Source organism: Lutibacter sp. (assembly GCF_013041805.1).
Lineage (GTDB): Bacteria > Bacteroidota > Bacteroidia > Flavobacteriales > Flavobacteriaceae > Lutibacter.
In genome coordinates, this window is the sequence record NZ_JABDRI010000026.1 from 1 (window position 1) to 26,046 (window position 26,046).

Below are 26,046 nucleotides of genomic sequence, written 5' to 3' on the forward strand. Positions count from 1 at the left end.
TTAAAAGTGGTAGATGCTAATTTTGGTATTTTAACTACAACTTCACCAATAAATGAGGCAATAGGTGTACCTATTGACGCAACAAATTTCACTTGGAATGCTGATGGAAATGCAACATCCTACGATATTGATATTGCAACTGATGCTGGTTTTAATACTATTATTGAAACAGCAAATGTTGTTACTAATTCCTTTACATCGAGTGCTATTCTGAGTTCTAAAAAGGTTTATTATTGGAGAGTTAGAGCTAAAAATAGTTGTGCAGATGGAACATACTCTGAAACACAAAAATTTCAAACTTCAATTTTGTGTAATACCATAACCACTAATCCTAACTTACCTATTTCTGATGGAATTGGAGCAAATAGCCCAGGTACAGCTTCAACATCAATTATTACAGTTTCAGATGATGAAACTATAACCGATGTAAATGTAACAATTGATATTACTCATACATATATTCAAGATTTAGTTATTTCAATAATAGCCCCTGACGCTACTGAAATTGTATTATTTAGTAGAGAATGTGGTAGTGAAAATAATATTGTAATTACGTATGATGATGACGCTTCTGGATCTTTTGATTGCGGAAATAGTGCAAATTCGCAAGTGGTAATACCAACAAACCTTTTATCAGGTTTTAATGGATTAAATTCACAGGGTGATTGGGTATTAAAAGTTGCTGATTATTATAATCAAGATACAGGAACCATCAATAGTTGGTCTCTAGAAATATGTAATTCACAAACAATTACCAATTCATCTTTTACAAATAGTCCATTAACGGTTGGGACAAATAGTACTTACACGTTAAAACAAGCAGAAACGGAAGCAATTAGTGTTGGTTCAACAGCAAGTGAGCAAGTTTTTATGTTAACTGAATTACCAACAGTTGGTCAAGTTCAATTAAATAGTATTCCTTTAGCGCTTGGCGAAACCTTTACACAAGAGGATATAAATACTTCAAAAGTATCTTATGCAAATTCTAGTGGAATTTCTGACAATGATTCTTTTAAAGTTGATATAACAAATGCAACAGGTGGATTTTTACCAAATGAGGAAATTATCTTATCTATTGATTCGTCTTTAGCCATTGATAATTACTTTTTTGAAAAAACAGGTATTTCAGTATTTCCAACCATTTCAAATGGTGATTTTTCTATTTCTTCTTCAAAGGGAATTGGGAAAACGACTGTTGAAATGTATACACTTACAGGGCAAAAAGTTTTTCGAAAGGACTTCAACTTATTCAATGCTACTATTGAACATATGAACGTTCAACAATTAGTTTCAGGAGTGTATATTATAAAATTAACCGCTGATAATTTACTAGGAAGTAAAAAAGTAATTATAAAATAATTACTTTAAAATTGTTTCAATAAAAAAGGGAGTTTTATAATTTCAATAAATAATCTTTGAGTATAGTGTTTGATAAACCTATAGATGTAAACAATTCGTCAGTTGTACCATGTTCAATAAATTCATCAGGGATTCCTAAATTTTTAATGATATTATTTTTGTAATTATTATTGGATGCAAATTCTAAAATAGCTGATCCGAAACCACCCATCATAACTCCATCTTCAATGGTAATAATAGTATTGAATTTATTAAAAATTAAATGTAATAATTGCTCATCTAAAGGTTTTACAAAACGCATATCATAATGTGCAAATTTGTTCAAAGGCAACTCTTTTTGTAGCTCAATAATTTTATTTCCAATAGTTCCAACACTTAATATAGCAATTTCATTTCCTTCTGAAATACTTGTTCCTTTACCAATCTCAATAGCAGAGAAAGGCTTTTTCCAATCAATTAGAGTTCCATTTCCTCTTGGGTAACGAATGGCTAATGGAAAATTAATTCCTAGTTGTGCTGTAAACATTATATTACGTAACTCAACTTCATTTAAAGGAGCAAAAATCACTAAATTAGGAATGCAACGTAAGTATGCAATATCAAAAACTCCATGGTGTGTAGCACCATCTTCACCTACAATTCCGGCTCTATCAATACAAAAAATTACTGGCAAGTTTTGTAAAGCAACATCATGAATAATTTGGTCATATGCTCGTTGCAAAAAAGTTGAATATATTGTACAAAAAGGGATTAAATCTTGTGTTGCCATTCCTGCTGCTAATGTTACCGCATGCTGTTCAGCAATACCAACATCAAAAGCTCTTTCAGGTAATTCATCTAACATTAGTTTTAATGAACTTCCAGTAGGCATTGCGGGTGTAATTCCAACTATTTTTTTATTAATCTTGGCTAATTCTACAATGGTTTCTCCAAAAACATCTTGAAATTTTGGAGGTAGAATATGTGTGTCTTTTGCAATTCTTTCTCCTGTTAATTTATCAAATTTTCCAGGTGCATGATAGGTAACTTGGTCTTGCTCTGCCTTTTCTAGACCTTTACCTTTTGTAGTAATGATATGCAAAAATTTAGGACCTTTAATCGATTTTAGCCGTTCTAATTCAGTGATAACCTCATCAATATTATGACCATCAATTGGACCAGAATAGTTAAAATTTAATGCTTCAATAATATTATTTTTCCGAACTTTTTTTCCTGCTTTTACATTGGTAAAATAGTTTTTTAAAGCTCCAACGCTAGGGTCAATTCCCATAGCATTATCATTTAAAATTATTAACAAATTGGCATCTGTAACACCTGCATGATTTAAACCTTCAAAAGCCATTCCGCTTGCAATGGAAGCATCGCCAATTACCGCAATATGTTGTTTGTCAAAATCTCCTTTAATTTTTGAGGCAATTGCCATTCCTAAAGCTGCTGAAATAGAGGTAGATGAATGCCCAGTTCCAAAAGCATCAAAAGTACTTTCTTTTCTATTTGGAAAACCTGCAATTCCATCTAACTGTCTATTTGTATAAAATTTATCTCGTCTTTCAGTTAAAATTTTATGTCCGTAGGCTTGATGTCCAACATCCCAAACTAACAAATCGTTTGGTGTATTAAACACATAGTGAAGCGCAATAGTTAACTCAACAACTCCCAAACTTGCACCTAAATGACCTTCTTTTGTTGCAACTATATCAATAATAAAATCACGTAATTCTTGTGCAACTTGAGTGAGTTGATTTTTAGAAAGCTTACGCAAATCGGTAGGGTTGTTAATATGTGCTAGCAAATTAGTTTTCATTCAATACAAAACTACACTATTTAAATTGTTCGTTGAAATAAAAAAAATTACTTTTGACTTATGATGAATCCTTTTGATGACACTTATTTTATGAAACGCGCTCTGCAAGAAGCAGAACAAGCATTTGACAAAAATGAAGTACCAATAGGTGCTGTAATTGTGATGAATAATCAAATCATAGCTCGTGCTCATAATTTAATAGAAACATTGAATGATGTGACTGCTCATGCCGAAATGCAAGCATTTACTGCAGCCGCAGATTTTTTAGGAGGTAAGTATTTAAAAGAATGTACGTTGTACGTAACTTTAGAACCTTGTCAAATGTGTGCTGGTGCAAGTTACTGGACTCAAATTGGTAAAATTGTGTATGGTGCTTCTGAAGAAAAAAGAGGTTTTATAAATTTAAATACCACATTACACCCAAAAACAGCTGTTGTTGGTGGAGTTTTAAAAGATGAATGTAGTAAGCTTTTAAAAAAGTTTTTTATAGAAAAAAGAAATTTAAATTAATTGGGTTTATTTTTCTTCTCATTTTCCGTTAATTTTTCAAACCATTTATCTAATCTAAATTCGGTTAGATTTTTGTTTTTATAACGGTGGAAAATAAATAAAGGCATTAATATAAATGCAACTATTAATACTGCAATACCAATAATTATTTCACCATTAGTATCTCCGCTAGATTTAATGTAATACCCATAGGTAAGCATACCCAAAACAATTACTAAAACAGTACTAATAATATACTTCATAAAAAGATAATTAATATTTTAGGCGATAAAATTACAAAAACTAATATCTTTAAGTCTAATTTAAATTAATAATATGTTTAGATTTTTAGTTTGCGTCTTTTTTTTTATTGTGCTAAGTTGTAATACTAATGAAACTAAGACAATGCCTATAAAAGAAAAAAAAATTGTAGTAGCACATAGAGGCGCATCAGGTTATTTACCCGAGCATTCACTTGAATCAAAAGCAATGGCTTACGCCATGAATATTGATTTTATTGAACAAGACATTGTTTTAAGTAAAGACAATATTCCAATTATTGTGCATGATATTCATTTAGAAACAGTCACAGATGTTGCAATTCAGTTCCCCAATAGAAATAGAGCAGATGGAAGGTATTATGTGATAGATTTTACTTTTGAAGAACTAACACAATTAAATGTCTCTGAACGATTTAATCCAACTACAAAAGAAGCAGTTTACCCCAAAAGGTTTCCTTTAAATAAATCAACCTTCAAACTACATTCGTTACAGCAAGAAATAGAATTAATTCAAGGATTAAATAAAAGTACAGGTAAAAATATTGGAATTTATCCTGAAATTAAAGAACCTTTGTTTCATCAAAAAGAAGGAAAAGATATTTCTAAAATTGTTTTAGAAGTTCTTTCTAATTATGGATATAAAACAAAAAATGACAATTGTATTTTACAATGTTTTGATGCTGTTGAATTAAAACGAATAAGAACCGAACTTAAAAGTGAGCTTTTTTTAGTGCAGTTAATAGAGTTTGAAGAAGAAGAGTCAAAATTGGAAGCATTTGCCAAATATGCTGATGGAATTGGACCTTGGTACAAGCAAATTATAAAAGGTAAAAATGAAGACGGAACTTGGCAACTTTCTAATTTAGTTACAGAAGCTCATGAACTTAATTTAAAAGTACACTCCTATACGTTTAGAGCCGATGAATTGGGCAATTTTGAAAATTTTGAAGAATTACTAAATGTAGCTTTATACCAAGCAAATATTGATGGTGTTTTTACTGATTTTCCAGATAAAGTAGCTGATTTTATAAATAAAAATTAAGCGGTAACGTTAATTAATTTTCTTCGATATGCAGTTAATAATCTTGATTTTGATATAAAGCCAAAATATTTACCATCCTTTAAAACCACTAAATTCCAAGCGCCACTTCGTTTAAATTTGTTTAAAATTTCTTCAGCAGAATCTTTTTCATAATAAATAATATCTGAACCATCGTGCATTAACGACCTTACTTTAACTTTATCATATAAATTTTTATCAAACATAATACTTCGTATGTCATTAATAGTAAGTATTCCTAAAAACTCATTTTCTTCATTTATTACTGGAAAATGATTTCGAGAAGATTTCGCTACAGCATTGGTAACTACATCTCCTAAAGTCATTTCAGGATATAATAGCACAAAGTTTGTTTCAATTAACTTATCCAAATCTAGAAGCATTAAAACATTTTTATCTTTATCATGTGTGAGTAATTCTCCTCTTTTCGCTAATTCTGCAGCATAAATATTGTGAGGTACAAATCGTTTTGTAATAATAAACGAAATAGATGCAACAATCATTAAAGGAATAAATAATTCATATCCTCCTGTTATTTCAGCAATTAAAAATATAGCTGTTAGTGGAGCTTGTAATATACCAGCCATTAAACCAGCCATACCAACCATAGCAAAATTAATTAATGATAGTTGGTGACTAAACAAGTTGCTATAATTTATTATGAGTGCAAATACATAACCGGTAATGCTCCCAGTAAAAAGTGTTGGAGCAAATACACCACCAATACCACCAGCACCAAAGGTGAAAGAAGTTGCTACTATTTTAAATAATATTAAACCAGTTAAAAGAGCTATAATTACCCAAATATTATCAGTAGCTACATGAAAAATATTATTTGTTATAATATTTGGAACACTACCTTTTAAGATATGATTAATTGTTTCATAGCCTTCTCCAAAAAGAGGGGGAACGAAATAAACAATAACGCCTAATAGCAGACCTCCAATTAACAGTCGTTTATAAGGATTGTCAAACTTTTTAAAGAAATTCCCAATGCCAAAATATACTTTACTAAAATAAATTGATGTTAAGGCAGATGCCACACCCAATAATACATAAAAAGAAACATCGTGTAACTTAAATTTATCTTGTAAGTCAAAATGAAGTAGTACGTCATCACCAAAAAAGAAGTAGGAAGTTAGTACCGCAGTAATAGAAGCTAGCAACAAAGGAATCATTGATGCTAAAGTTAATTCTAAGCTAAAAATTTCAACAGCAAAAACTATGGCAGCAATTGGAGCTTTAAAAATTGAAGACATTGCTCCTGCGGCAGCAGCACCAATTAGTAATGTTCTTGTAGTTTGGTTTAAATGAAAAATCCTTGCGAAATTAGAGCCTAAAGCAGCACCTGTTGCAACTGTTGGTCCTTCTAGTCCAACTGAACCACCAAATCCAACCGTTAACGGAGCTGTTAGTATTGAAGACCACATTTGATGACGAGGCATAATTCCTTTTTGTTTTGAAATGGAATATAAAGTGGAAGGAATTCCATGACCAACTTTTTTTCTAATAAAATATTTAATTATAACTAACACTAATAAAAGCCCTATAATTGGAAAAATGAAATAGAAAGCATGGTGTAAATCACTAATAATTTCTCCTTCTAATAAGTGTTGTATAAAATGAGTTAGGTTTTTTAATGTCACAGCTCCAAGACCGGCTAGTAAACCAATAACAGCACTTGCAATATGTGTAAATTGTTTATTAGAGATGTTTTGGTATCTCCATTTTAAAAATTTACGAAACAAAATTTTAGAACGATTTGACATTTTTTATTTTTATAAAAATAAGTATGCAAAAGTATCAAAATAAAGGAATTAAGCTACTAACTTAGGGCAGTTTTTACAGTGCTTTTCTTTTTTTTTCTTAAACTTTTTACAGCACTTTTCTTTGGTTGTGCATGTTGAATTACATTTTTTTGGTTGATACCAATCAAATTCGTAATTAAAAATTCCTAAATATTTTGAATTGCTCACGGCTCTAAATTATAATAATTTTAGAATAATCAATATATATTAGATATAAAAAAGCCTCAATATTATATATCAAGGCTGTTAAATCTTTTTTTTAAGAAGTTTATAAATCTAATTTTAAATTTAATTCTTTTAACTGATTTTCATCAATTTTTGAAGGTGCATCAATCATCACATCTCTACCACTATTATTTTTCGGGAATGCAATAAAATCACGAATTGTTTCTTGGCCACCTAAAATAGCAACTAATCTATCTAATCCAAACGCTAAGCCACCGTGTGGAGGTGCGCCATATTCAAAGGCATTCATTAAAAATCCGAATTGTTCTTTTGCTTCTTCAGGAGTGAAACCTAAGTGGTCAAACATTAAAGCTTGCGTTGCTTTATCATGAATACGAATTGATCCACCACCAATTTCATTTCCGTTTAATACCATATCATAAGCATTAGCACGCACTTTTCCTGGATCGGTATCTAACAATGCCATATCTTCAGGTTTTGGTGAAGTAAATGGGTGATGCATTGCATGATAACGTTTAGTTTCTTCATCCCATTCTAATAAAGGAAAATCTACTACCCATAATGGCGCAAATTCAGTTGGTTTACGAAGGCCTAATCGCTCAGCCAATTCCATACGTAAAGCACTTAATTGCGTTCTTACTTTATCTGTATTTCCTGATAAAATACAAATTAAATCTCCAGCTTTTGCTCCTGTCGCTTCAGCCCATTTTGTTAAATCTTCTTGATCGTAAAATTTATCTACAGATGATTTAAAAGTACCATCCTCATTGCATTTTACATAGACCATTCCTGATGCGCCAACTTGCGGACGCTTTACCCATTCTATTAATTTATCAATTTCTTTTCTTGTATATGAACTTCCTCCAGGGACAGCCATTCCAACTACTAATTCAGCATTATTAAAAACACTAAATTCTTTGTGTTGAGCTACTTCGTTTAATTCTCCAAACTCCATTCCAAAGCGAATATCTGGCTTATCGTTTCCATATTTTTTCATAGCCTCATCATAAGTCATTCTTGGAAACTCAGCAACATCAACTCCATTAATTTCTTTTAATAAATGACGAGTTAAGCCTTCAAAAGCATTTAAAATATCTTCTTGCTCAACAAACGCCATTTCACAATCAATTTGTGTAAATTCTGGTTGTCTATCAGCACGTAAATCTTCATCTCTAAAACATTTCACAATTTGAAAATACTTATCCAGTCCACCAACCATTAACAATTGCTTAAAAGTTTGAGGAGATTGAGGTAAGGCATAAAATTGTCCTTCGTTCATTCTACTTGGAACTACAAAATCTCGTGCTCCTTCGGGAGTGGATTTAATTAAAACAGGAGTTTCAACTTCAATAAAACCTTTATCTGATAAATATTTACGAACCTCAATGGCAACTTTATGTCTAAAAATTAAATTATCTCTTACTGGAGCTCTTCGAATATCTAAATAACGATATTTCATTCGTAACTCATCACCACCATCAGTTTCATCTTCTATAGTAAATGGAGGTACAATTGAGCCATTTAAAATAGTTAATTCTTTTACTAATATTTCAACTTCACCAGTTGGTATATTTTTATTTTTTGAAATACGCTCAATAACTTCACCTTTCACCTGAATTACAAATTCACGACCCAAAGTTTTTGCTTTGTCCATCATTTCTTTTGGTGTGCGTTCTTCGTCAAAAATTAATTGTGTAATTCCATAACGGTCACGTAAATCAACCCACATCATAAATCCTTTATCGCGCGTTTTTTGCACCCAACCAGCCAAAGTAACTTCTTGACCTACATTTGTTAATCGTAATTCTCCGTTTGAATGTGTTCTGTACATTGTATCAATTTTAATTTAATGTGCAAATTTAGTGATTTACAGTATAGTTTGTATTAATAAGTTTATTTTTTTGGGTGTTTCAGTTCCGAAACTAATTAGAAGGTTAATTTATTAGCTATTTTTTGAGTTTTTAGCAAAATATGGCTCATATAAACATAATATATAGTAAGTATTCACAACTTTCAAATCTGTTAAAATTTTATAGGTACTTGTTACACAAAAACCATTGAAAATCTTTGTATTTTAGCAAAATGAATGCAATCAATATTTCTGAAAAATTCAAATTATTTAATGAGCTTTGGACACCTAAAAAAATTGGAGAATTAAATGGTCAACAATTATTACTAGCCAAATTAAAAGGTGAATTTATTTGGCATACACATGAGAATGAAGATGAACTTTTTTTTATTTTAAAGGGAACTTTAGAAATTGAATTTAGGGATAAAATAGTTGAATTAAGAGAAGGAGAATTACTTATTATTCCAAAAGGTGTCGAGCATAAACCAATTGCAAAAGAAGAAGTGCATGTATTATTATTTGAGCCTTTAGCTATTAAACACACCGGAAATGTGATAAGTAATTTAACTGTTGAAACTTTTGAATCTATATAATATGTCAAAACTATATTTAGTACCAACTCCTATTGGAAATTTAGAAGATATTACACTGAGAGCAATAAAGGTTTTAAAGGAAGTTGATTTAATTTTAGCTGAAGACACACGTACAAGTGGAAAATTATTAAAACATTTTGAAATTTCTACACATATGCATAGCCACCATATGCATAACGAGCATAAAACGGTACATAATATTGTACAACGAATTAAGAACGGTGAAAATATTGCCTTGATTTCTGATGCAGGAACTCCTGCAATTTCTGATCCAGGATTTTTATTAACACGGGCTTGCATTGAAAATGATATTGAAATAGAGTGTTTACCTGGCGCTACAGCTTTTGTTCCCGCCCTAGTAAACAGTGGTTTACCCAATGATAAATTTGTTTTTGAAGGTTTTTTACCCGTAAAAAAAGGACGTCAAACCCGTTTAATTTTATTGGCTGAAGAATCTAGAACTATGATTTTTTACGAATCACCTCATAAATTATTAAAAACCTTAACGCATTTTGCTGAATATTTTGGTTCAGAAAGACCAATTTCTGTTTCTCGTGAACTTACTAAATTGTATGAAGAAACTTTAAGAGGTACTATTGTAGAGGTTATTGAACATTTCACACAAAAAGCCCCAAAAGGTGAATTTGTAATTGTTGTTGGAGGAAAAAAATAAGAAAACTTTAAGTATAAAACATGAATTATAGAACATTAGGAAAAACAGGATTAAAGGTTTCAGAAATTAGCCTTGGAACTTGGCAAGTTGGAGGAAAATGGGGTAGTGATTTTAATCAAAAAAGTGCGGAAGAAATTTTAAACACTGCGATTGATAATGGCGTTAACTTTTTTGATACTGCGGATGTTTACAGTAATGGATTAAGTGAAAAAACTGTAGGTAAAGTTGTTCGTTCTAGGTCTGAGGAGGTATATATTGCAACAAAATGCGGTAGATTCTTAGATCCGCATACAAATGATGCATATCAAGTTGATGTATTAAGAAAATTTGTGGAAAATAGCTTATCGAATCTTGGCGTTGACAGAATTGATTTAATTCAATTACATTGTCCACCAACAGAGGTTTATTATCGTCCAGAAATATTTGAATTATTTGATAAACTTATTGAAGAAGGAAAAATTAGAAATTATGGAGCTAGTGTAGCAAAAGTGGAAGAAGCTTTAAAGGCTATAGAATATCCTGGAGTTAGCACTATTCAAATAATTTTTAATATGTTTAGACAAAGACCAAGTGAATTGTTTTTTAAAGAAGCAAAAGCTAAAAATGTTGGAATTATTGCTCGTGTGCCTTTAGCAAGTGGTTTGTTAACAGGTAAATTTGGTAAATCTTCTACTTTTTTAAAAGATGATCATAGAAATTTTAATAGAGAAGGCGCTATTTTTGATAAAGGAGAAACATTTTCAGGTATTGATTTTGAATTAGGGTTAAAAGCGGTTGATGAATTAAAACAACTTTTTCCAGATCAAAATTTAACTCATAAAGCATTACAATGGATTTTAGCATTTAACGAAGTTAGCTGTATTATTCCTGGAGCTTCTAATGTTACTCAATTGCAATCTAATTTAAATTTAGATTCGTCAAGCGTAATTTCAACACCTGATATGGATAAAATCAGAAGTATTTATGAAAATTACATTAAAAACGGAGTGCACCATTTGTGGTAAACAGCTTACTAAAATAAGAACTAATTTAAAACAATAATACATAGTTATTGTGCCTATGAACGAATTAATTTCAGAAATAACAGCATTACAAAAAATTTCACAAGAATTAAATCCTTCTTTTAAAGAACGAGAAAAACTAAATCAGCAAGTTCGTGAGTTTGCAAATAATTTTATCGAAAATTTAGATAGTTACCCAGCATATGTTTCAGGGAATCCTGATTTTAACAAATTAACTATTCATTCAATTAAAAAGAATTTATCTGAAATTTTAGCAACATATAATTCAGAGGTTGTTTCAAAAGGAATTAAACCAGCCTCTGGTAAACATCTAGGGTATGTGCCTGGAGGTGGTATTTACACTGCAGCTTTGGCTGATTTTTTAGCGAGTGTTACAAATGAATATGCAGGAATTTATTATGCTTCACCGGGTGCCGTAGCTATTGAAAATGAAACATTAAATTGGATGAAATCTATTTTTGGGTTTCCAAAAAGTGCTGTAGGAAATTTAACATCAGGTGGTTCAATAGCAAATTTAATTGCATTAACTGCCGCGCGCGATAAGCATAAAATTAAAAACGAAAAAATACAGAAAAGTGTTTTATATTTAAGTCCGCAAGCACATCATTGTATTCATAAAGCACTTCGAATTATTGGATTAGAAGATTTGAAGATTAGCAAATTAGACTTAGATGAATTTTCAAAAATAGATACAGGTAAATTAAAAGAAAAAATTAAACAAGACATAAATAAAGGTTTCAATCCATTTATGGTTATTGCTACTGCTGGTACCACCGATACAGGAGCAATTGATCCTTTAGCTGCAATTGGCGAAATAGCTAAAGAGAATAATTTATGGTATCATATTGATGCTGCCTATGGTGGATTTTTTGTGTTGGCAGAAAGTAAAAAGCAGCTATTTAAAGGAATTGAATTAGCCGATTCTTTGGTTGTTGATCCACATAAAGGGTTATTCTTACCTTATGGAATTGGAGCTGTTTTAATTAAGGATAAAGAAGCTGTTTTTCATTCGCACCATTATACCGCTGATTATATGCAAGATGCAATTTCAGCAGATGTACAAATTAATCCATCGGATGTTTCACCTGAATTAACAAAACATTTTAGAGGATTAAGAATGTGGTTGCCCTTACAAATTCATGGGCTTGAACCTTTTAAAGCTAGTTTTGAAGAAAAACTGTTGCTCACAGCATATTTTAGAAATAAATTAGTTGAACTCGGTTTTAAAGTTGGCCCTAAACCAGATTTAACCATTAGTTATTTTTGGTATCCTTCAGAAAAAATTGATGAAAACACATTTAATAAAAAGTTAGTTGAATTTATCCATGAAAATGGTGATGTGTTTTTTAGTACCACCAAAATAAACCAAAAATTTGTAATTCGAATGGCAATTCTTTCAATTCGAACTAAAAAAGACACAATAGATACTGCGATAGCAATGCTTCAAAAATGTTTAATACAAACAAAAAAAGCCCTTTATTAAAAGAGCTTTTTAAATTTAAAGTAAGAGTTTTATTAATAACTCATTTCAACTATTTTTTCTACATCACTAGGAGTTACTTTACCGTGTTCACCTAATCCTTTCCAGCCTCGATCTGTAAAACGTTTTGAAATAATTTCAGCCGTTCCTTTATAATCTTTAGTATATTCAGAAAGTTTAGTGTCTATGCCTAATGAATGAAAAAACTCAGTTGTTTTTTTAATTCCAGCCAACGCTTTTTCCTCTAGAGTTCCTTCAGAAACATTCCAAACACGCTCAGCATATTGCGCTAGCTTTTCTTTCTTAGTTTCTAAGTTATATGTATAATGACTTTCAGCAATAATAGCCAACGTACGTGCGTGATCTATGCCAAATAAAGCTGTTAATTCATGTCCCATCATATGTACCGCCCAATCAGTTGGTACACCTTTTTGAATTAAACCGTTTAAAGCCATGGTACAACTCCACATAAAATTAGCTGCAGCATTATAATCGGAAGTGTCTTTTAATATTCTTGGAGCTACTTCAATAAGGGTTTGTAAAATACTTTCAGCAAAACGATCTTGTAAAAGTGCATGTACTGGATATGTCATATATTGCTCTAATACGTGTGTATAAGCATCAGCAAGTCCGTTTGCAATTTGTTTTTGAGGAATCGATTTAACTACTTCTGGGTCTAAAATTGAAAACACCGGGAATAAACCAGGGCCGCCCATTACTAGTTTTTCTTTTGTTTCTTTTCGTGTAATTACCGATCCAGAATTCATTTCAGAACCAGTTGCCGGAAGCGTAAGTACGGTTCCAAAAGGCATCCCTTTTTGTGTTGGAATGCTTTTAGTTAAAATTTCCCAAGGATCTTCACCTTTATAGAGTGCAGCTGACGATAAGAACTTGGTTCCATCAATTACTGAACCTCCACCAACAGCTAATAAAAAGGTGATTTTCTCCTCTTTAATTATGGTTAAAGCATCCATTAAAACTGCATATTCAGGATTTGCAGGAATCCCACCAAATTCAAGTACTTCAAAATTTGATAGTGCTGTTTTTACTTGCTCGTAAATACCATTTTTTTTGATACTTCCTCCACCGTAAAGTAGTAATAATTTGGCATTTTCAGGAATTTCTTTTGAAAGATTTTCTATTTGGTTTTTTCCAAAAAGTATTTTTGTTGGATTTTTAAAATCAAAATTATTCATAATCGTATTTTTTAAAATTAATTATTCAATTACAGTTACTAAATCTTCTTTACTTTTTCTCACTTTTTTTAGGTTTACTAACCAATCGTTATCAGCATTTCTATAACCAATTGGAAATAACACACAACTTCTTAAACCTTTTTCGCGCAACCCTAAAATTTTATCTACGGCATCAGGATCAAAACCTTCAATAGGAGTGCTGTCTACACCTTCGAAAGCTGCAGCAATAATAGCTGCTGAAAAGGCAATATATGCTTGTTTTGCAGCATGATTAAAGTTTTCTTCAGCATCTTTTTGAGGGTAGGCACCCAATAACATTTTACGGTAGTTTTCCCAACCTTCGTTTTTAAATCCACGAACCTCATTGGTTAAGTCGAACATTTTATTTATTCGTTCTTCTGTGTAGGTATCCCAAGCGGCAAACACTAACAAATGAGAACAATCTGTTATCATAGATTGATTCCAAGCAACAGGCCGAATAGCTTCTTTAATAGCTTGATTTTTAACTACGATAATTTCAAAAGGCTGTAAACCACTTGATGTTGGAGCTAAACGAGCAGCTTCAATAATATTATCAATTTTTTCTTGCGGCACTTTTTTACCATTCATGGCTTTTGCAGCGTATCTCCAATTTAATTTATCTAATAATTCCATATTTTTAATTTATTTAGTTGCTATTTCTTTTATTTTTTCTGAAGTTATAATATGTGTTGTTGAAGTTGAATTTGCTAATTTTATCATCGCTACTGCAATATGTTCAGCTTCGGTAATTCTGTACTTTTTTATGTTTCCTACGAATAAAGGTTGAAGTAATTTAAATACAACTAATCCAATCTTTTCTCCAATTCGTTGTTCTTTTCTATTTCCTCCAATAATTGAAGGTTGCAAAATGTATGTTTTTTGAATTTTTTCTGAAAGAACATCACGTTCCATTTCACCTTTTGTTCTGTTATAAAAAATGTTGCTTTTTGCATTTGCTCCCAATGCAGAAACTACTAAAAATGTATTGATTCCATTTTTTTTTGAAAGTTTAGCTGCAGCAACAGGAATTCCATAATCAATGCTTTTATAAATAGTTTTATTAGGTGTTTTTTTAGCAGTTGTTCCAATACAGCAGTACACTTCATCTCCTGTAAAGTCTTTTTTAAAACTTTTTAAATCAAACAAATTCCCAATATATTGATTTACTTTTGAAGGTAAACCTTCTATTCTTTTTCTTGAAAAAAGTTTAATTGCTGTATATCGTTTGTCATCCAATAACTTATTTAAAAGTATTAATCCTGTTAATCCTGATGCACCTAAAATAATCGCTGTCTTTCCCATTTTCTTACAAAATGAATGTTTGTTCTTTTTGAATTAATTTTATTAAACTTTTATACTATCCCAAGCTGCTTGAAATGAATTATGAAGCATTTCTTTATTTAGCTGACAAAAGTTACGTTGCTGAATGAGTGTTAAAAAAGCTAACGGATAAATGGTATAAGCATATAAAATATAAGGTGAAAGAGGTTTTATAATTTCTTCTTTTTGCCCACGTTCCCACAAATCTAATAAAGGTTGTAAATGCTTTAAGCCCTCACGTCTGCTTTCTTCATCAATCATTGGTGTATTGTCACATTGTGATAAAAAAGTAGCTTCTTCAACATGATTTAATTTAAAGTCGGCAATATTATACCAAATTAATTCAAAGCCTTTTTTTACAGGTAAATCTTCATGTGAATCTTTAAAAGCGTGCACACTGAATGCAGCTTTTACTTCTAGATATAGTTTATTAATTAAATCTTGTTTGTTTTCAAAATAAATATAGATTGTAGCAGGAGAAACCCCAGCCATTTTTGCAATTTTACTCATTGGAGCATCATGAAAACCTTGATTGTTCACCAAATTGAGCGTTGCATTCAGCAAAGCAATTCGCTTTTTATTGCATTTTTGTCGAATAGCCATAATTATAAAGCTTACTTATTTTGAGAAATTGATTTTTTTATTTTCCATACAATAAAAATTAATAGAAATTGGATTGGTAATCTAATTAAGGCAGCTTGTTTGCTCCCAATAGCTGGATTTTCAGTAATAACATCCCAAATATGAATTGGTAAAAAAAGTAGCAATAAAACTAATGTCCCAATGGCTCCGTATGACGCATATTTTTTAGTAAATAAGAATAAACCAACCAATATTTCAAAAAGACCTGAGACATAAATTATTGTCATTTTTAAAGGTAAAAAAGAGGGTACATATGGAATAAAGAAGTTCGCATTTATAAAGTGTTGTACACCAGCAAATATCATAAATAATGCAATTACAATTTTTAGTACATTCCAAATGTTTAAAGCTTTTGAAGTCATAAATACTATTTTTTTGAGTGCAAATATATATAAAACTTTTTTCAAAACGAATGATTATTCATTTTGTAAATATAAATTAATGTTAAAACTTAAAAAGAGTACTTTTGTGATATAATGAGTCATATGAGAACTAAAGGAAAAAATGCGGAACAATTACATTTGAATAACAAACATAGGAATCGATATAATTTTAAGGAGTTATGCGAAGTATATCCAGCTTTAAATGAATTTGTTTTTGTGAATCAATTTGAAACTGAAACCATTGATTTTTCCAACCCTAAAGCTGTAAAAGCTATAAATACTGCTCTCTTATTTAAATTTTATGATATTTCTTTTTGGGATTTCCCTGATGATAATTTATGTCCAGCAATTCCGGGTAGAGTTGATTATATTCATTATTTAGCAGATATATTAAAAACTTCAGGAATTGATGAGAATGCTAATATTTTAGATATTGGAACAGGTGCAAATTGTATTTATCCGTTACTTGGTAATGCCGAATATAATTGGAAATTTGTTGGGACTGATATTGATAAAAAATCGTTGGATAGGGCTCAACTAATTATAAAAAAGAATACCCTTACAGAAGCTATTCAGCTAAAGCATCAAAAAGATTCAACTCATATTTTATTGGGTATTTTAAATGAAACTGATAAATTTTCTGCTGCTATGTGTAATCCGCCGTTTTACAAATCGCAACAAGAAGCGATGGAAGCAAATGCTAGAAAATTAGAAGGTTTGGGAACTAACAAAACAACTAAATCACGAAATTTCAGCGGAAAACAACAAGAGTTGTGGTATAAAGGTGGGGAAAAAGCATTTATTCATACTTATTTGTATGAAAGCTCAATGTTTAAAACACAGTGTTTTTGGTTTACTACGTTGGTCTCAAAAAAAGAAAATGCAGAAAGTATGTTGAGCTCTTTAAAAAAATTAGGTGCAACTGAAATAAAAACCATCCCAATGCATCAGGGTAATAAAGTAACACGAATTGTTGCTTGGACTTTTTTAACAGCACAAGAACGAAAAGAATGGAATGACAAATAGTACTAGATTAATACCAACGTTTTTTATTCTTTTTTGAAGCAGCCGATTTTCTATTTTTCTTATGGCTACTTCCCTTTTTTATATAAACTTCAGGCTTTGCATTTGGGTCTAATGGATATGGATGATTCTCCTCAACTGAAATTGGAAAACTTAATAAAGCTTGAATTGTTGTTATGTAGGTTTTTTCATCAGCAGCACAAAACGAATAAGAACTACCCAATTTTCCCGCTCTTCCAGTTCTTCCAATTCTATGGACATAGGTTTCAGGAACATTTGGAATGTCAAAATTTATGACTGCATCTAAATTTTTTATATCAATACCTCGAGAAGCAACATCAGTAGCTATTAAAATATTTACTTCTTTACTTTTGAATTTGTTTAAAGCATCTTCTCTTGCGCTTTGAGTTTTGTCACCATGAATACTATCTGCATTATAGCCATTCTTTTTTAGCATTTTTTCCAGTTTTTCAACTCCAAATTTGGTACGTCTAAAAATAAGAATATCACCTTTTATGTTATTGCGTAATAAGTGTAAACATAATTCCATTTTTTTCTGTTTGGGAACATAGTACAATAGTTGATTTACACTTTCAGCCGCTGAAGATTTTGGAGTTACATCAACAGTCACAGGATTCTTTAAAATAGAGTTTGCTAATTCAACTATTTTGTTTGGCATTGTTGCTGAAAACAGTAACACTTGTTTTTCTTTAGGACATAAACGCTCAATTTTTTTAACATCATCAATAAAACCCATATCTAACATTAAATCGGCTTCATCCAAAACAAAAGTTTCAACGTAATCTAAATTAACACAATCTTGTTTATGTAAATCTAGCAATCTACCCGGTGTAGCAATTAAAATATCAACCCCTTTTTTTAGTACATCTTTTTGCGGTTCAATTGAAGTTCCTCCAAATAAAACACTACTTCTTAAATTAGTGTATTTACCATAGGCTTTAAAACTTTCATCAATTTGTATGGCTAATTCACGTGTTGGACTTACAATGAGAGCTCTTATTTTTTTCGCTTTTTTACCTGCATCTTGTTTGTCAAATAATAATTGTAAAATTGGTAATGCAAAGGCAGCAGTTTTTCCAGTCCCAGTTTGAGCAGAAGCAATAACGTCTTTTTTTGCTAAAACTAATGGAATAGTTTGCTCTTGTACGGGTGAAGCTAATTCGTATTTCTTTACTGAAATTGCTTTTAAAATTGGTTTATTTAACTGTAAGTCTTTGAATTGCATGTGTGATTTTTAAAACTAAATTTTTACAAAGATAAGCAATATTTATGCGTATTATTTTCTCATAAAAATGACTCATATTTTGTTTATATGTAAGTCATTATTGTTACATACAAATGTGATAAATAGCGATAAATCAGATTATTTTATATATTTTTATGGGTCTTTAATTATAAACAACAAATTATGCTAAAAATGAGTAAAAGGAATTTGATTTTAACATCAATCCTTACAATTTTATTTACAATTACATCCTTGCATTCTTTTGCGCAACGGAAAAAGAACAAATCAGCTGATAATCAGAAATTTGAGCTTACGGATAAAATGATAAATATGCTAAAATTTAGAAGTGTTGGACCAGCAGCTTATTCTGGTCGTATTGCTGATTTAGCAGTGAACCCAGACAATTTTTCTGAATATTACGTTGGAGTAGCATCAGGAGGTCTATGGAAAACAGTAAATCATGGAACAACTTTTAAACCAATTTTTGATAAGCAAGCTGTTTATTCAATAGGTTGTTTAGCTATGGATCCTAATAATTCTAATGTATTATGGGTAGGAACAGGAGAAAATAACTCTCAGCGTAATTTAGCATATGGAGATGGAGTTTATAAAACTACCGATGGAGGAAAATCGTTTACTAATATGGGCTTGAAAACTAGTTCACAAATTGGTAAAATTATGATTGACCCTCGTAATAGTAACGTTGTATATGTTGCGGCTCAAGGTCAAGCTTGGGGCCCTGGAGGGGAAAGAGGATTATATAAAACTATTGATGGTGGTAAAACATGGAATCGAGTACTGGAAATAGGAGAATATACAGGAGTTTCTGATATGGAAATGGATCCAACAAATCCAGATATTTTATACGCAGCTGCACATCAAAGAGAAAGAAGAGTGTATTCAAAAATTGATGGAGGGCCAGAATCTGCAATTTATAAATCAGTTGATGCTGGGGCATCATGGACTAAATTAAAAAAAGGATTACCAAAAGGTGATGTTGGTAGAATTGGTTTAGCATTATCACCAGCGAATTCAAATATTTTATATGCCGTAATTGAACTTCCTGAAAGTAAAGGAGGATTTTATCGTTCGGTTGATATGGGCGAAAGTTGGGAAAAACGAAGTGATAAAGTAGCTGGAAGTCCACAATATTATAATGAAATTTATGCTGACCCTATCAATCAAGATGTAGTTATTTTAATGGATACTCGTGCTGGACGTTCTAAAGACGGTGGAAAAACTTGGGAGAATATTGAGGGTAGTAATAAGCACGTTGACAATCATGCTTTATGGATCAATCCAAATGATACCAATCATTATCTTATGGGAAGTGATGGTGGTTTATATGAATCATACGATAGTGCCAAAACTTGGCAATTTAAGAGCAACCTTCCAATTACACAATATTATCATGCAAGAGTTGATAATGATTACCCATTTTATAATATTTATGGTGGAGCTCAAGATAACGGTTCTTGGTTTGGGCCATCTCAAACACATAGGCGTTCTTTGGTAAATGCAGATTGGACTTATACAATTGGTGGTGATGGTTATTTATCTATTCCTGATCCAAATAATCAAAATATATCTTACCATGAATCACAGTATTGTGGAATTAGAAGGTATGATGAATCTACAGGGAATAGTGTCTCAATAAAACCACAACCAACTATTGATGAAGAATATCGTTGGAACTGGAACACCCCATATTTTTTAAGTTCATTTAATTCAAAAACATTGTACATCGCCGGAAACTATGTATTGAAGAGTACAGATATGGGCGGAACTTGGAAAAAAATAAGTGGTGATTTAACCCGTCAAATAGACCAGAACTCTTTACCCATGATGGGAAAAATGTGGAATCCTGAAGCTGTAGCCAAAAATTTATCAACATCAAAATTCGGGAATATATTTGCACTTGCAGAATCTCCTTTAAAACAGGGAATGCTTTATGCAGGTACAGATGATGGGTTGATTTGGATTACTGAAAATGATGGTGGAAATTGGACAAAATATGAAACTTTCCCAGGTGTTCCTAACATGACATTTGTAAATTATGTATTACCTTCACAACACGATGAAAGTACTGTATATGCTTGTTTTGATGGAAGAAAAAATAGCAGCGATTTTACTCCATATTTAATAAAAAGTACCGATAAAGGTAAAACGTGGACTTCAATTGCTTCTAATTTACCTAAAGGAACGGTTTATGTAATTCAAGAAGATTTTAAAAACCCTAATATCTTATTTATTGGAACAGAATGGGGAGTTTGGACAACTATTGATGGTGGAAAAAAATGGGTGCAACTTAAAAATGGAATTCCTCCTATTCAAGTAAAAGATTTAACAATTCAAGAACGTGAAAACGATTTGGTTGTAGCAACTTTTGGACGTGGATTTTATGTGTTAGATAATTACTCAGCTTTACGTGAAATAAGTGAAGATGTAAATAATAAAGAAGCACACGTTTTTGATATCAATGATGCCTTGTTATATTTTCCTTCAAGCAATCTAAATTATCAAGGAGATGTTCATTTTAGAACGCCAAACCCAGATCCTGAAGCTACATTTGAATATTATATTAAAAGTGGGCACGAAACTTTAAAGCAAAAAAGAATGAAGGCCCAAAAAGCAGCGGAAAAATCAGGAAAATTTAGTTATCCAACTGAAGAAGAGTTATTGGCCGAAAGTGAAGAAACTAAACCTACATTAATTTTTACTATTTATGATGATGCGGGCAATATTATGCGAAAATTAACTGCACCTCTTAAAAGTGGCTACAATAGTATTAGTTGGAATTTATCTTATTTAACTAATCGTGGAGCAAAAGTTCCTCCTGGAGATTATAAATTGGCTATAGATAAAAATATTGATGGAAAATTTACAAGGGTTATTGAAGAAAAACCTTTTTCTGTCATTTCAATTCCAAATGCACTTGGAACACCAAATTATACAGCTAATTTTAATTTTCAAAAAGAGGTTATTGGTCTTAATGCTAAAGTAACTTCAACAAGAGGTAAAATTAAAGAGATGTATACTCGTGTTGAAAACATGAAAAAAATACTTGCAAATACAGCTGTTGAAGCAAATGTTTTAGTAGATAAATTAAATACTTTTGAAAAGGAAATTGATAAAGTTTCTAAAGTTATTGAAGGTGGTTTTGGAGCGAAAAACTCAGTATTGAGCAGAATTAGATTTGCTTTATATACAACTTCTTCTGCACAAGTAGATATTACTGGAGCACAAAAAGAACAGTTTAAATTGGCTGAAGATGCTTTTAAAAATCAGGAAACAACATTAAACAATTTGTTTGAAGCACAACTTCCTGCTTTAGAAAAAGAATTTGAAGAAGCAGGTGGAATTTTATTCAATAATCCGCCAACTAGAAGATATTATGAAGAATAATTAAAATAAAAAGGCAACCAATTGGTTGCCTTTTTTATTTTTGTATAGATTTTAAATATAAATTTTCTACTTTGGTTCTTGCCCAAGGAGTTTTTCGCAAAAATGTAAGACAAGATTTTATAGTAGGATTACTTTTAAAGCAATTGATATTAATTCTATTACTTAATTCATTCCAACCATAAACTGAAATTAGATATTGTAAAATTTCAGCTAATTTTACGCCATGAAGAGGATTATTAGGCTGCTCTTTATCTGTATTTTTAGAAATCATATAGGTTGCTAAAGTAAAACAATATTTAGAACTTAAAATTAAAAAAAATAGAAATAATTTTTCAGTACCTTTATAAAATATGATAAAAGAATTAAAACTAGCTGTGCTTATTGACGGGGATAATATTCCTTCAAAGTACATTAAAGAAATGATGGAAGAAATTACGAAGTATGGTACACCAACCATAAAGCGTATTTATGGCGACTGGACGAAGCCGCAATTATCAAAATGGAAAAACGTTTTATTAGAAAATGCGATAACACCAATTCAACAATATGGTTATACTGTAGGTAAAAATGCAACTGATTCGGCAATGATTATCGATGCAATGGATATTTTATATTCAGAAAAAGTAAATGGTTTTTGCCTGGTTTCATCAGATAGTGATTTTACAAAATTAGCAACACGACTAAGAGAAGAGGGATTAGTAGTTTATGGTATTGGAGAAAAGAAAACTCCAAACCCGTTTATTGTAGCTTGTGATAAATTTATTTATTTGGAAATTTTACAAACTGAAGATGATGTTTCTACAGGAAAAGTAAATACTAAAAAGTCTAATATTGATAAAATTACACCTAAAGTTATTAAGTTTTTAAGAAATTCAGTTGATGCTGCCGCTGATGATGATGGTTGGGCTTTTATGGGAGATGTTGGTTCACTAATTTTGAAAAAACAACCTAATTTTGATGCACGAAATTTTGGATTTCAGAAATTAACACCACTTTTTAAATCATTAAATCAGTTTGAAATTGAACAGAGAGATAAAACAAGTGGTCGTTTTAAATTAATTTATGTCCGAAATAAATAACTTTTTTTCATAAAACATCATATTTTTAGTCAATTTTTCACTCTATTCTCAATGAACGATTACGGCTTTTTATCAATATTACCACCCATTATAGCAATCATTTTTGCATTAAGAACTAAACAAGTTTATATCGCTTTATTTTTTGGTATTTGGTTCTCTTGGATTATTATGAATGATTGGAATTTCTTAACTGGAACCTTAGCTGCTATTGAGGGAATGGTAAATGTTTTTAAATCTGAAGGAAATACTAGAACAATTATGTTTAGTGCTTTAGTTGGAGCACTCCTACTTTTTATTCAATTTTCTAGAGGTGTTGAAGGTTTTGTAAATAAATTGAATGTTTTAATTTCTTATTTTGAAAAAAAGAAAACTGGCTATAGTAGAGTAATTGTTCAATTATTAGCAATGTTTACAGGGATTATTTTATTTGTAGAAACAAGTATTAGTTCACTTACAGTTGGAACGTTATATCGCCCCATTTTTGATAAGTTAAAAATACCTAGAGAAAAACTAGCTTATATTGCTGATTCTAGTTCTGCACCTACTTCAATTCTTATACCTTTTAATGCATGGGGAGCTTTTATAATGGGTTTGTTAATCACGCAAGGCATTGAGCATCCATTTGCAACTTTAATATCTTCTATAAAATACAATTTCTACCCAATTGTTGCACTTTTAATTTTGGCTTTTGTAATTATATTTAAAAAAGATATTGGCCAAATGGCAAAAGCTGAAAAACGGACAAAAGAAACAGGTGAGTTAATGAATAAGGGTTCAAAGCCAATGATTTCTGATACAGTTACTTCCTATCCACCGAAAGAGGGTATCAAAGCAAAAGCATATAATATGGTAATACCATTAGTTACAATGGTTCTAATGATGCCAATTAATTTAGCATATACAGGGTGGAGTAATGTAGAAACATATAGCTCTTTTTGGGATCATTTATCACAAGCAATAGGAAAAGGCTCTGGGTCTTCATCTGTTTTATATGCAGTACTTACAGCTATTTTAGTTGCAATGATTTTATATCGAGCACAAGGTATTATGAAAACAAAAGAAATGGTAGATCTAACACTAAAAGGAATTAGTGAACTAATGCCATTAGCATTATTAATGATGCTTGCATTCGCAATTGGAGAAGCTTGTAACCAATTGGGTACTGGTCAATATATAGCGAATGTTTCGAAAGATTGGCTTTCTCCAGAATTTTTACCTGCTATTGTTTTTGTTATCAGTTCGTTTATTGCTTTTTCAACAGGAACTTCATGGGGTACATTTGCCATAATGATAGCCATTTCTTTACCAATGGCAACCATTCAAGAAGCGAATATAACATTGGTAATTGCAGCAACATTAGGGGGAGGTGTTTTTGGAGATCATTGTTCACCTATCTCAGATACTTCAATAATTTCGTCTATGGCATCGGCAAGTGATCACATTGATCACGTAAAAACCCAACTTCCTTATGCATTAATAGGAGGTTTAATCACTACATTATTGTATGTTATTATGGGCTTTTTAAACTAGAAAATAGAATTAACGTCGTTTTTTAGAATAAGGTCTCCACCGCTTTTTTTTATTAGTTTCCTCACCTTCTTTAGGTTTGTTTTCTGAGCGTCGTTGTATTTTTTTCTTTTGATTTTTTGAAGGTCCTTTTGGAATTGGAGCATCTTCTATACCATCATCAATAAATGGATGTTCTGAAATCACAGGAATCTCCTGACTAATTAACTTTTGAATATCTTTTAAATATGCTTTTTCTTCAGCATTGCAAAAAGACAAGGCAATTCCACTTGCTTTTGCACGACCTGTTCTACCAATTCTATGTACATATGTTTCTGGAATATTTGGTAAATCAAAGTTTATAACTAGAGAAAGTTCATCAATATCTATACCTCTCGCAGCAATATCTGTTGCAACTAGAATATTTAGTTCACCCTTTTTAAAATTCCCCAACGCACGTTGTCTAGCACCTTGCGATTTGTTTCCATGAATGGCTGCCGCTTTAATATGTGATTTTCCTAAAACTCGAACAATCTTATCTGCACCATGTTTTGTTCTCGAAAAAACAAGTACAGAAGAGTTTGGGTTATTTTCTATAATATGAATAAGTAATTTAGGTTTGTTAGGCTTACTTACAAAATAAATAGCTTGTTCAACTTTTTCGGCAGTCGCTTGTTTTGGTTTTATAGTTACTTTCTGGGGGTTTCCAAGAATTTTACCCGATAAATCTATAATTGCATTTGGCATTGTTGCCGAAAAGAAAAGTGATTGTCTTTTTACAGGTAATTTCGAAATAATTTTTTTAATATCATGAACAAACCCCATATCTAACATTTGGTCAGCTTCATCTAGTACAAAATATTTTACATCCTTTAATGTAATATAGCCTTGAGAAATTAAATCAAGTAAGCGTCCTGGTGTAGCAACTAATATATCTGTTCCACTTCTTAAAGCATTAGTTTGAGCAGCTTGTTTTACACCACCATAAATTACTACATTTTTAATTCCAGTATATTTTCCATAGGCTGTAATATTTTCAGAAATTTGGATAGCTAATTCCCTTGTAGGGGTTACTATCAGCGATCTAACTTTCCGTTTACCTACGTAGTCATTTTTACTATTGTATAAGTGTTGTAAAATAGGTATTGTAAAAGCAGCTGTTTTCCCTGTTCCTGTTTGTGCGCAGCCTAATAAGTCTTTTCTCTCTAATAAAATAGGAATAGATTTTTCCTGAATTGGTGTTGGGTGTGTATAACCTTCATCTTGTAAAGCTTTCAAGATTGGCTCAATAATTCCTAAGTCTGTAAATTTCATGTATTTCAAATAAGTTTGCAAAGGTAGTTGAATTCTTCGGATATATGATTTTTATGCAAAATGGTGAAAATTACCTTTAAAAAATAATTAGCATTTTATCTTCTAATTAAGCTAAAGTTTCCTTTTTTGGTTCTAATTTTTCCATTGAGATCAATTAATTCTACAGAGAACCAATAGTCGGTTGCAGGAAGTTGTTGCCCATTAAATATGCCATTCCAGCCATTTCCTTCAGGGTTAATTTGAGTAATTAATTTTCCAAACCTATCAAAAATATAGATATTAGAATTTGGGTAAAAAATTTCATTAA

The 26,046-nt window shown here is 31.0% G+C and carries 24 protein-coding genes; 11 read left to right on the forward strand and 13 right to left on the reverse strand.

Translation table 11 applies throughout. The features are described from left to right. Nucleotides 1-1,359, forward strand: a 1,359-nt coding sequence (locus tag HKP59_RS03475; RefSeq protein ID WP_291803469.1) for a proprotein convertase P-domain-containing protein, incomplete at its 5' end; no start/stop codon positions are given. Nucleotides 1,360-1,393: 34 nt separating this feature from the next. On the opposite strand, the gene dxs is transcribed toward HKP59_RS03475, so the two are convergent. After that, nucleotides 1,394-3,163, reverse strand: a complete 1,770-nt coding sequence (gene dxs, locus HKP59_RS03480) for a 1-deoxy-D-xylulose-5-phosphate synthase (protein WP_291803471.1) — start codon at nt 3,161-3,163, stop codon at nt 1,394-1,396. A gap of 60 nt (nt 3,164-3,223) precedes the next feature. Between dxs and HKP59_RS03485 the strand changes: the two genes are divergently transcribed. Beyond that, nucleotides 3,224-3,673, forward strand: a complete 450-nt coding sequence (locus HKP59_RS03485; protein WP_291803472.1) for a nucleoside deaminase — start codon at nt 3,224-3,226, stop codon at nt 3,671-3,673. Here the strand turns inward: HKP59_RS03485 and HKP59_RS03490 are convergent. Then, a complete protein-coding gene (locus HKP59_RS03490; protein WP_291803473.1) occupies nt 3,670-3,915 on the reverse strand; it encodes a hypothetical protein in 246 nt (81 codons plus the stop codon). The two genes, HKP59_RS03485 and HKP59_RS03490, sit on opposite strands and share 4 nt — an antisense overlap. Before the next feature lie 73 nt (nt 3,916-3,988). Here HKP59_RS03490 and glpQ point away from each other — a divergent pair, with 73 nt between their 5' ends. Continuing rightward, nucleotides 3,989-4,975, forward strand: coding sequence for a glycerophosphodiester phosphodiesterase (glpQ, locus tag HKP59_RS03495; protein ID WP_291803474.1), 987 nt, complete (start codon nt 3,989-3,991; stop codon nt 4,973-4,975). Here glpQ and HKP59_RS03500 read toward each other — a convergent pair. Together HKP59_RS03500 and aspS are read right to left on the reverse strand one after the other, a co-directional pair. Then, the gene (locus HKP59_RS03500; RefSeq protein ID WP_291803475.1) at nt 4,972-6,762 is read right to left on the reverse strand and encodes a chloride channel protein; all 1,791 of its coding nucleotides are present in this window, start codon (nt 6,760-6,762) and stop codon (nt 4,972-4,974) included. The genes glpQ and HKP59_RS03500 overlap by 4 nt on opposite strands. Nucleotides 6,763-7,069: 307 nt before the next feature. Beyond that, nucleotides 7,070-8,818, reverse strand: a complete 1,749-nt coding sequence (gene aspS / locus HKP59_RS03505; RefSeq protein ID WP_291803477.1) for an aspartate--tRNA ligase — start codon at nt 8,816-8,818, stop codon at nt 7,070-7,072. A gap of 251 nt (nt 8,819-9,069) precedes the next feature. Here aspS and HKP59_RS03510 point away from each other — a divergent pair, with 251 nt between their 5' ends. From HKP59_RS03510 to HKP59_RS03525, 4 genes are read left to right on the forward strand one after another with little or no spacing between them, the layout of a single operon-like run. Beyond that, complete coding sequence (locus HKP59_RS03510) at nt 9,070-9,429, forward strand: cupin domain-containing protein (RefSeq protein ID WP_291803479.1); 360 nt, start codon at nt 9,070-9,072, stop codon at nt 9,427-9,429. Between the two features lies 1 nt (nt 9,430). Further along, the gene (gene rsmI / locus HKP59_RS03515) at nt 9,431-10,102 is read left to right on the forward strand and encodes a 16S rRNA (cytidine(1402)-2'-O)-methyltransferase (protein WP_291803481.1); all 672 of its coding nucleotides are present in this window, start codon (nt 9,431-9,433) and stop codon (nt 10,100-10,102) included. Between the two features lie 20 nt (nt 10,103-10,122). Continuing rightward, a complete protein-coding gene (locus HKP59_RS03520; RefSeq protein ID WP_291803482.1) occupies nt 10,123-11,106 on the forward strand; it encodes an aldo/keto reductase in 984 nt (327 codons plus the stop codon). A 55-nt stretch (nt 11,107-11,161) separates the two neighbouring features. Further along, nucleotides 11,162-12,607: an aminotransferase class V-fold PLP-dependent enzyme gene (locus HKP59_RS03525; protein ID WP_291803484.1), complete on the forward strand. Its 1,446-nt coding sequence runs from the start codon at nt 11,162-11,164 to the stop codon at nt 12,605-12,607. Between the two features lie 32 nt (nt 12,608-12,639). Here the strand turns inward: HKP59_RS03525 and HKP59_RS03530 are convergent, their stop codons facing one another. From HKP59_RS03530 to HKP59_RS03550, 5 genes are read right to left on the reverse strand one after another with little or no spacing between them, the layout of a single operon-like run. After that, nucleotides 12,640-13,800, reverse strand: coding sequence for an iron-containing alcohol dehydrogenase (locus HKP59_RS03530; protein ID WP_291803486.1), 1,161 nt, complete (start codon nt 13,798-13,800; stop codon nt 12,640-12,642). A 21-nt stretch (nt 13,801-13,821) separates the two neighbouring features. Continuing rightward, the gene (locus HKP59_RS03535) at nt 13,822-14,454 is read right to left on the reverse strand and encodes a nitroreductase family protein (RefSeq protein ID WP_291803488.1); all 633 of its coding nucleotides are present in this window, start codon (nt 14,452-14,454) and stop codon (nt 13,822-13,824) included. 9 nt (nt 14,455-14,463) lie between these two features. Continuing rightward, nucleotides 14,464-15,123, reverse strand: a complete 660-nt coding sequence (locus tag HKP59_RS03540) for an NAD(P)H-binding protein (protein ID WP_291803490.1) — start codon at nt 15,121-15,123, stop codon at nt 14,464-14,466. A gap of 42 nt (nt 15,124-15,165) precedes the next feature. Then, the gene (locus tag HKP59_RS03545) at nt 15,166-15,744 is read right to left on the reverse strand and encodes a TetR/AcrR family transcriptional regulator (protein ID WP_291803492.1); all 579 of its coding nucleotides are present in this window, start codon (nt 15,742-15,744) and stop codon (nt 15,166-15,168) included. Between the two features lie 11 nt (nt 15,745-15,755). Then, on the reverse strand, nt 15,756-16,145 hold the full coding sequence (locus HKP59_RS03550; protein WP_291803494.1) for a hypothetical protein: 390 nt from the start codon (nt 16,143-16,145) through the stop codon (nt 15,756-15,758). A gap of 123 nt (nt 16,146-16,268) precedes the next feature. On the opposite strand from HKP59_RS03550, the gene rlmF reads away from it, so the two are divergent. Next, nucleotides 16,269-17,192 (forward strand): 23S rRNA (adenine(1618)-N(6))-methyltransferase RlmF, encoded by a 924-nt coding sequence (gene rlmF, locus HKP59_RS03555; RefSeq protein WP_291803496.1) that lies wholly within the window; start codon nt 16,269-16,271, stop codon nt 17,190-17,192. 7 nt (nt 17,193-17,199) lie between these two features. Here the strand turns inward: rlmF and HKP59_RS03560 are convergent, their stop codons facing one another. Continuing rightward, on the reverse strand, nt 17,200-18,435 hold the full coding sequence (locus HKP59_RS03560) for a DEAD/DEAH box helicase (protein ID WP_291803498.1): 1,236 nt from the start codon (nt 18,433-18,435) through the stop codon (nt 17,200-17,202). Nucleotides 18,436-18,627: 192 nt separating this feature from the next. On the opposite strand from HKP59_RS03560, the gene HKP59_RS03565 reads away from it, so the two are divergent. Continuing rightward, the gene (locus tag HKP59_RS03565; protein WP_291803500.1) at nt 18,628-21,840 is read left to right on the forward strand and encodes a glycosyl hydrolase; all 3,213 of its coding nucleotides are present in this window, start codon (nt 18,628-18,630) and stop codon (nt 21,838-21,840) included. Between the two features lie 34 nt (nt 21,841-21,874). Here HKP59_RS03565 and HKP59_RS03570 read toward each other — a convergent pair whose 3' ends face one another. Further along, a complete protein-coding gene (locus tag HKP59_RS03570) occupies nt 21,875-22,111 on the reverse strand; it encodes a VF530 family protein (protein ID WP_291803502.1) in 237 nt (78 codons plus the stop codon). A gap of 79 nt (nt 22,112-22,190) precedes the next feature. Between HKP59_RS03570 and HKP59_RS03575 the strand changes: the two genes are divergently transcribed. Then, on the forward strand, nt 22,191-22,919 hold the full coding sequence (locus HKP59_RS03575) for an NYN domain-containing protein (RefSeq protein WP_291803504.1): 729 nt from the start codon (nt 22,191-22,193) through the stop codon (nt 22,917-22,919). 51 nt (nt 22,920-22,970) lie between these two features. Next, the gene (locus tag HKP59_RS03580) at nt 22,971-24,449 is read left to right on the forward strand and encodes a Na+/H+ antiporter NhaC family protein (RefSeq protein WP_291803506.1); all 1,479 of its coding nucleotides are present in this window, start codon (nt 22,971-22,973) and stop codon (nt 24,447-24,449) included. A 9-nt stretch (nt 24,450-24,458) separates the two neighbouring features. Here HKP59_RS03580 and HKP59_RS03585 read toward each other — a convergent pair whose 3' ends face one another. Further along, nucleotides 24,459-25,739, reverse strand: coding sequence for a DEAD/DEAH box helicase (locus tag HKP59_RS03585; RefSeq protein ID WP_291803508.1), 1,281 nt, complete (start codon nt 25,737-25,739; stop codon nt 24,459-24,461). A gap of 95 nt (nt 25,740-25,834) precedes the next feature. Continuing rightward, nucleotides 25,835-26,046 (reverse strand): T9SS type B sorting domain-containing protein (locus tag HKP59_RS03590; protein WP_291803510.1); only part of this gene is annotated, 212 nt, incomplete at its 5' end.

Coding starts and splice junctions, on each gene's coding strand:
- dxs (WP_291803471.1), bottom strand. CDS start 3,163: ATGAAAACTAATTTGCTAGCACATATTAACAACCCTACCGATTTGCGT.
- HKP59_RS03485 (WP_291803472.1), top strand. CDS start 3,224: ATGATGAATCCTTTTGATGACACTTATTTTATGAAACGCGCTCTGCAA.
- HKP59_RS03490 (WP_291803473.1), bottom strand. CDS start 3,915: ATGAAGTATATTATTAGTACTGTTTTAGTAATTGTTTTGGGTATGCTT.
- glpQ (WP_291803474.1), top strand. CDS start 3,989: ATGTTTAGATTTTTAGTTTGCGTCTTTTTTTTTATTGTGCTAAGTTGT.
- HKP59_RS03500 (WP_291803475.1), bottom strand. CDS start 6,762: ATGTCAAATCGTTCTAAAATTTTGTTTCGTAAATTTTTAAAATGGAGA.
- aspS (WP_291803477.1), bottom strand. CDS start 8,818: ATGTACAGAACACATTCAAACGGAGAATTACGATTAACAAATGTAGGT.
- HKP59_RS03510 (WP_291803479.1), top strand. CDS start 9,070: ATGAATGCAATCAATATTTCTGAAAAATTCAAATTATTTAATGAGCTT.
- rsmI (WP_291803481.1), top strand. CDS start 9,431: ATGTCAAAACTATATTTAGTACCAACTCCTATTGGAAATTTAGAAGAT.
- HKP59_RS03520 (WP_291803482.1), top strand. CDS start 10,123: ATGAATTATAGAACATTAGGAAAAACAGGATTAAAGGTTTCAGAAATT.
- HKP59_RS03525 (WP_291803484.1), top strand. CDS start 11,162: ATGAACGAATTAATTTCAGAAATAACAGCATTACAAAAAATTTCACAA.
- HKP59_RS03530 (WP_291803486.1), bottom strand. CDS start 13,800: ATGAATAATTTTGATTTTAAAAATCCAACAAAAATACTTTTTGGAAAA.
- HKP59_RS03535 (WP_291803488.1), bottom strand. CDS start 14,454: ATGGAATTATTAGATAAATTAAATTGGAGATACGCTGCAAAAGCCATG.
- HKP59_RS03540 (WP_291803490.1), bottom strand. CDS start 15,123: ATGGGAAAGACAGCGATTATTTTAGGTGCATCAGGATTAACAGGATTA.
- HKP59_RS03545 (WP_291803492.1), bottom strand. CDS start 15,744: ATGGCTATTCGACAAAAATGCAATAAAAAGCGAATTGCTTTGCTGAAT.
- HKP59_RS03550 (WP_291803494.1), bottom strand. CDS start 16,145: ATGACTTCAAAAGCTTTAAACATTTGGAATGTACTAAAAATTGTAATT.
- rlmF (WP_291803496.1), top strand. CDS start 16,269: ATGAGAACTAAAGGAAAAAATGCGGAACAATTACATTTGAATAACAAA.
- HKP59_RS03560 (WP_291803498.1), bottom strand. CDS start 18,435: ATGCAATTCAAAGACTTACAGTTAAATAAACCAATTTTAAAAGCAATT.
- HKP59_RS03565 (WP_291803500.1), top strand. CDS start 18,628: ATGAGTAAAAGGAATTTGATTTTAACATCAATCCTTACAATTTTATTT.
- HKP59_RS03570 (WP_291803502.1), bottom strand. CDS start 22,111: ATGATTTCTAAAAATACAGATAAAGAGCAGCCTAATAATCCTCTTCAT.
- HKP59_RS03575 (WP_291803504.1), top strand. CDS start 22,191: ATGATAAAAGAATTAAAACTAGCTGTGCTTATTGACGGGGATAATATT.
- HKP59_RS03580 (WP_291803506.1), top strand. CDS start 22,971: ATGAACGATTACGGCTTTTTATCAATATTACCACCCATTATAGCAATC.
- HKP59_RS03585 (WP_291803508.1), bottom strand. CDS start 25,739: ATGAAATTTACAGACTTAGGAATTATTGAGCCAATCTTGAAAGCTTTA.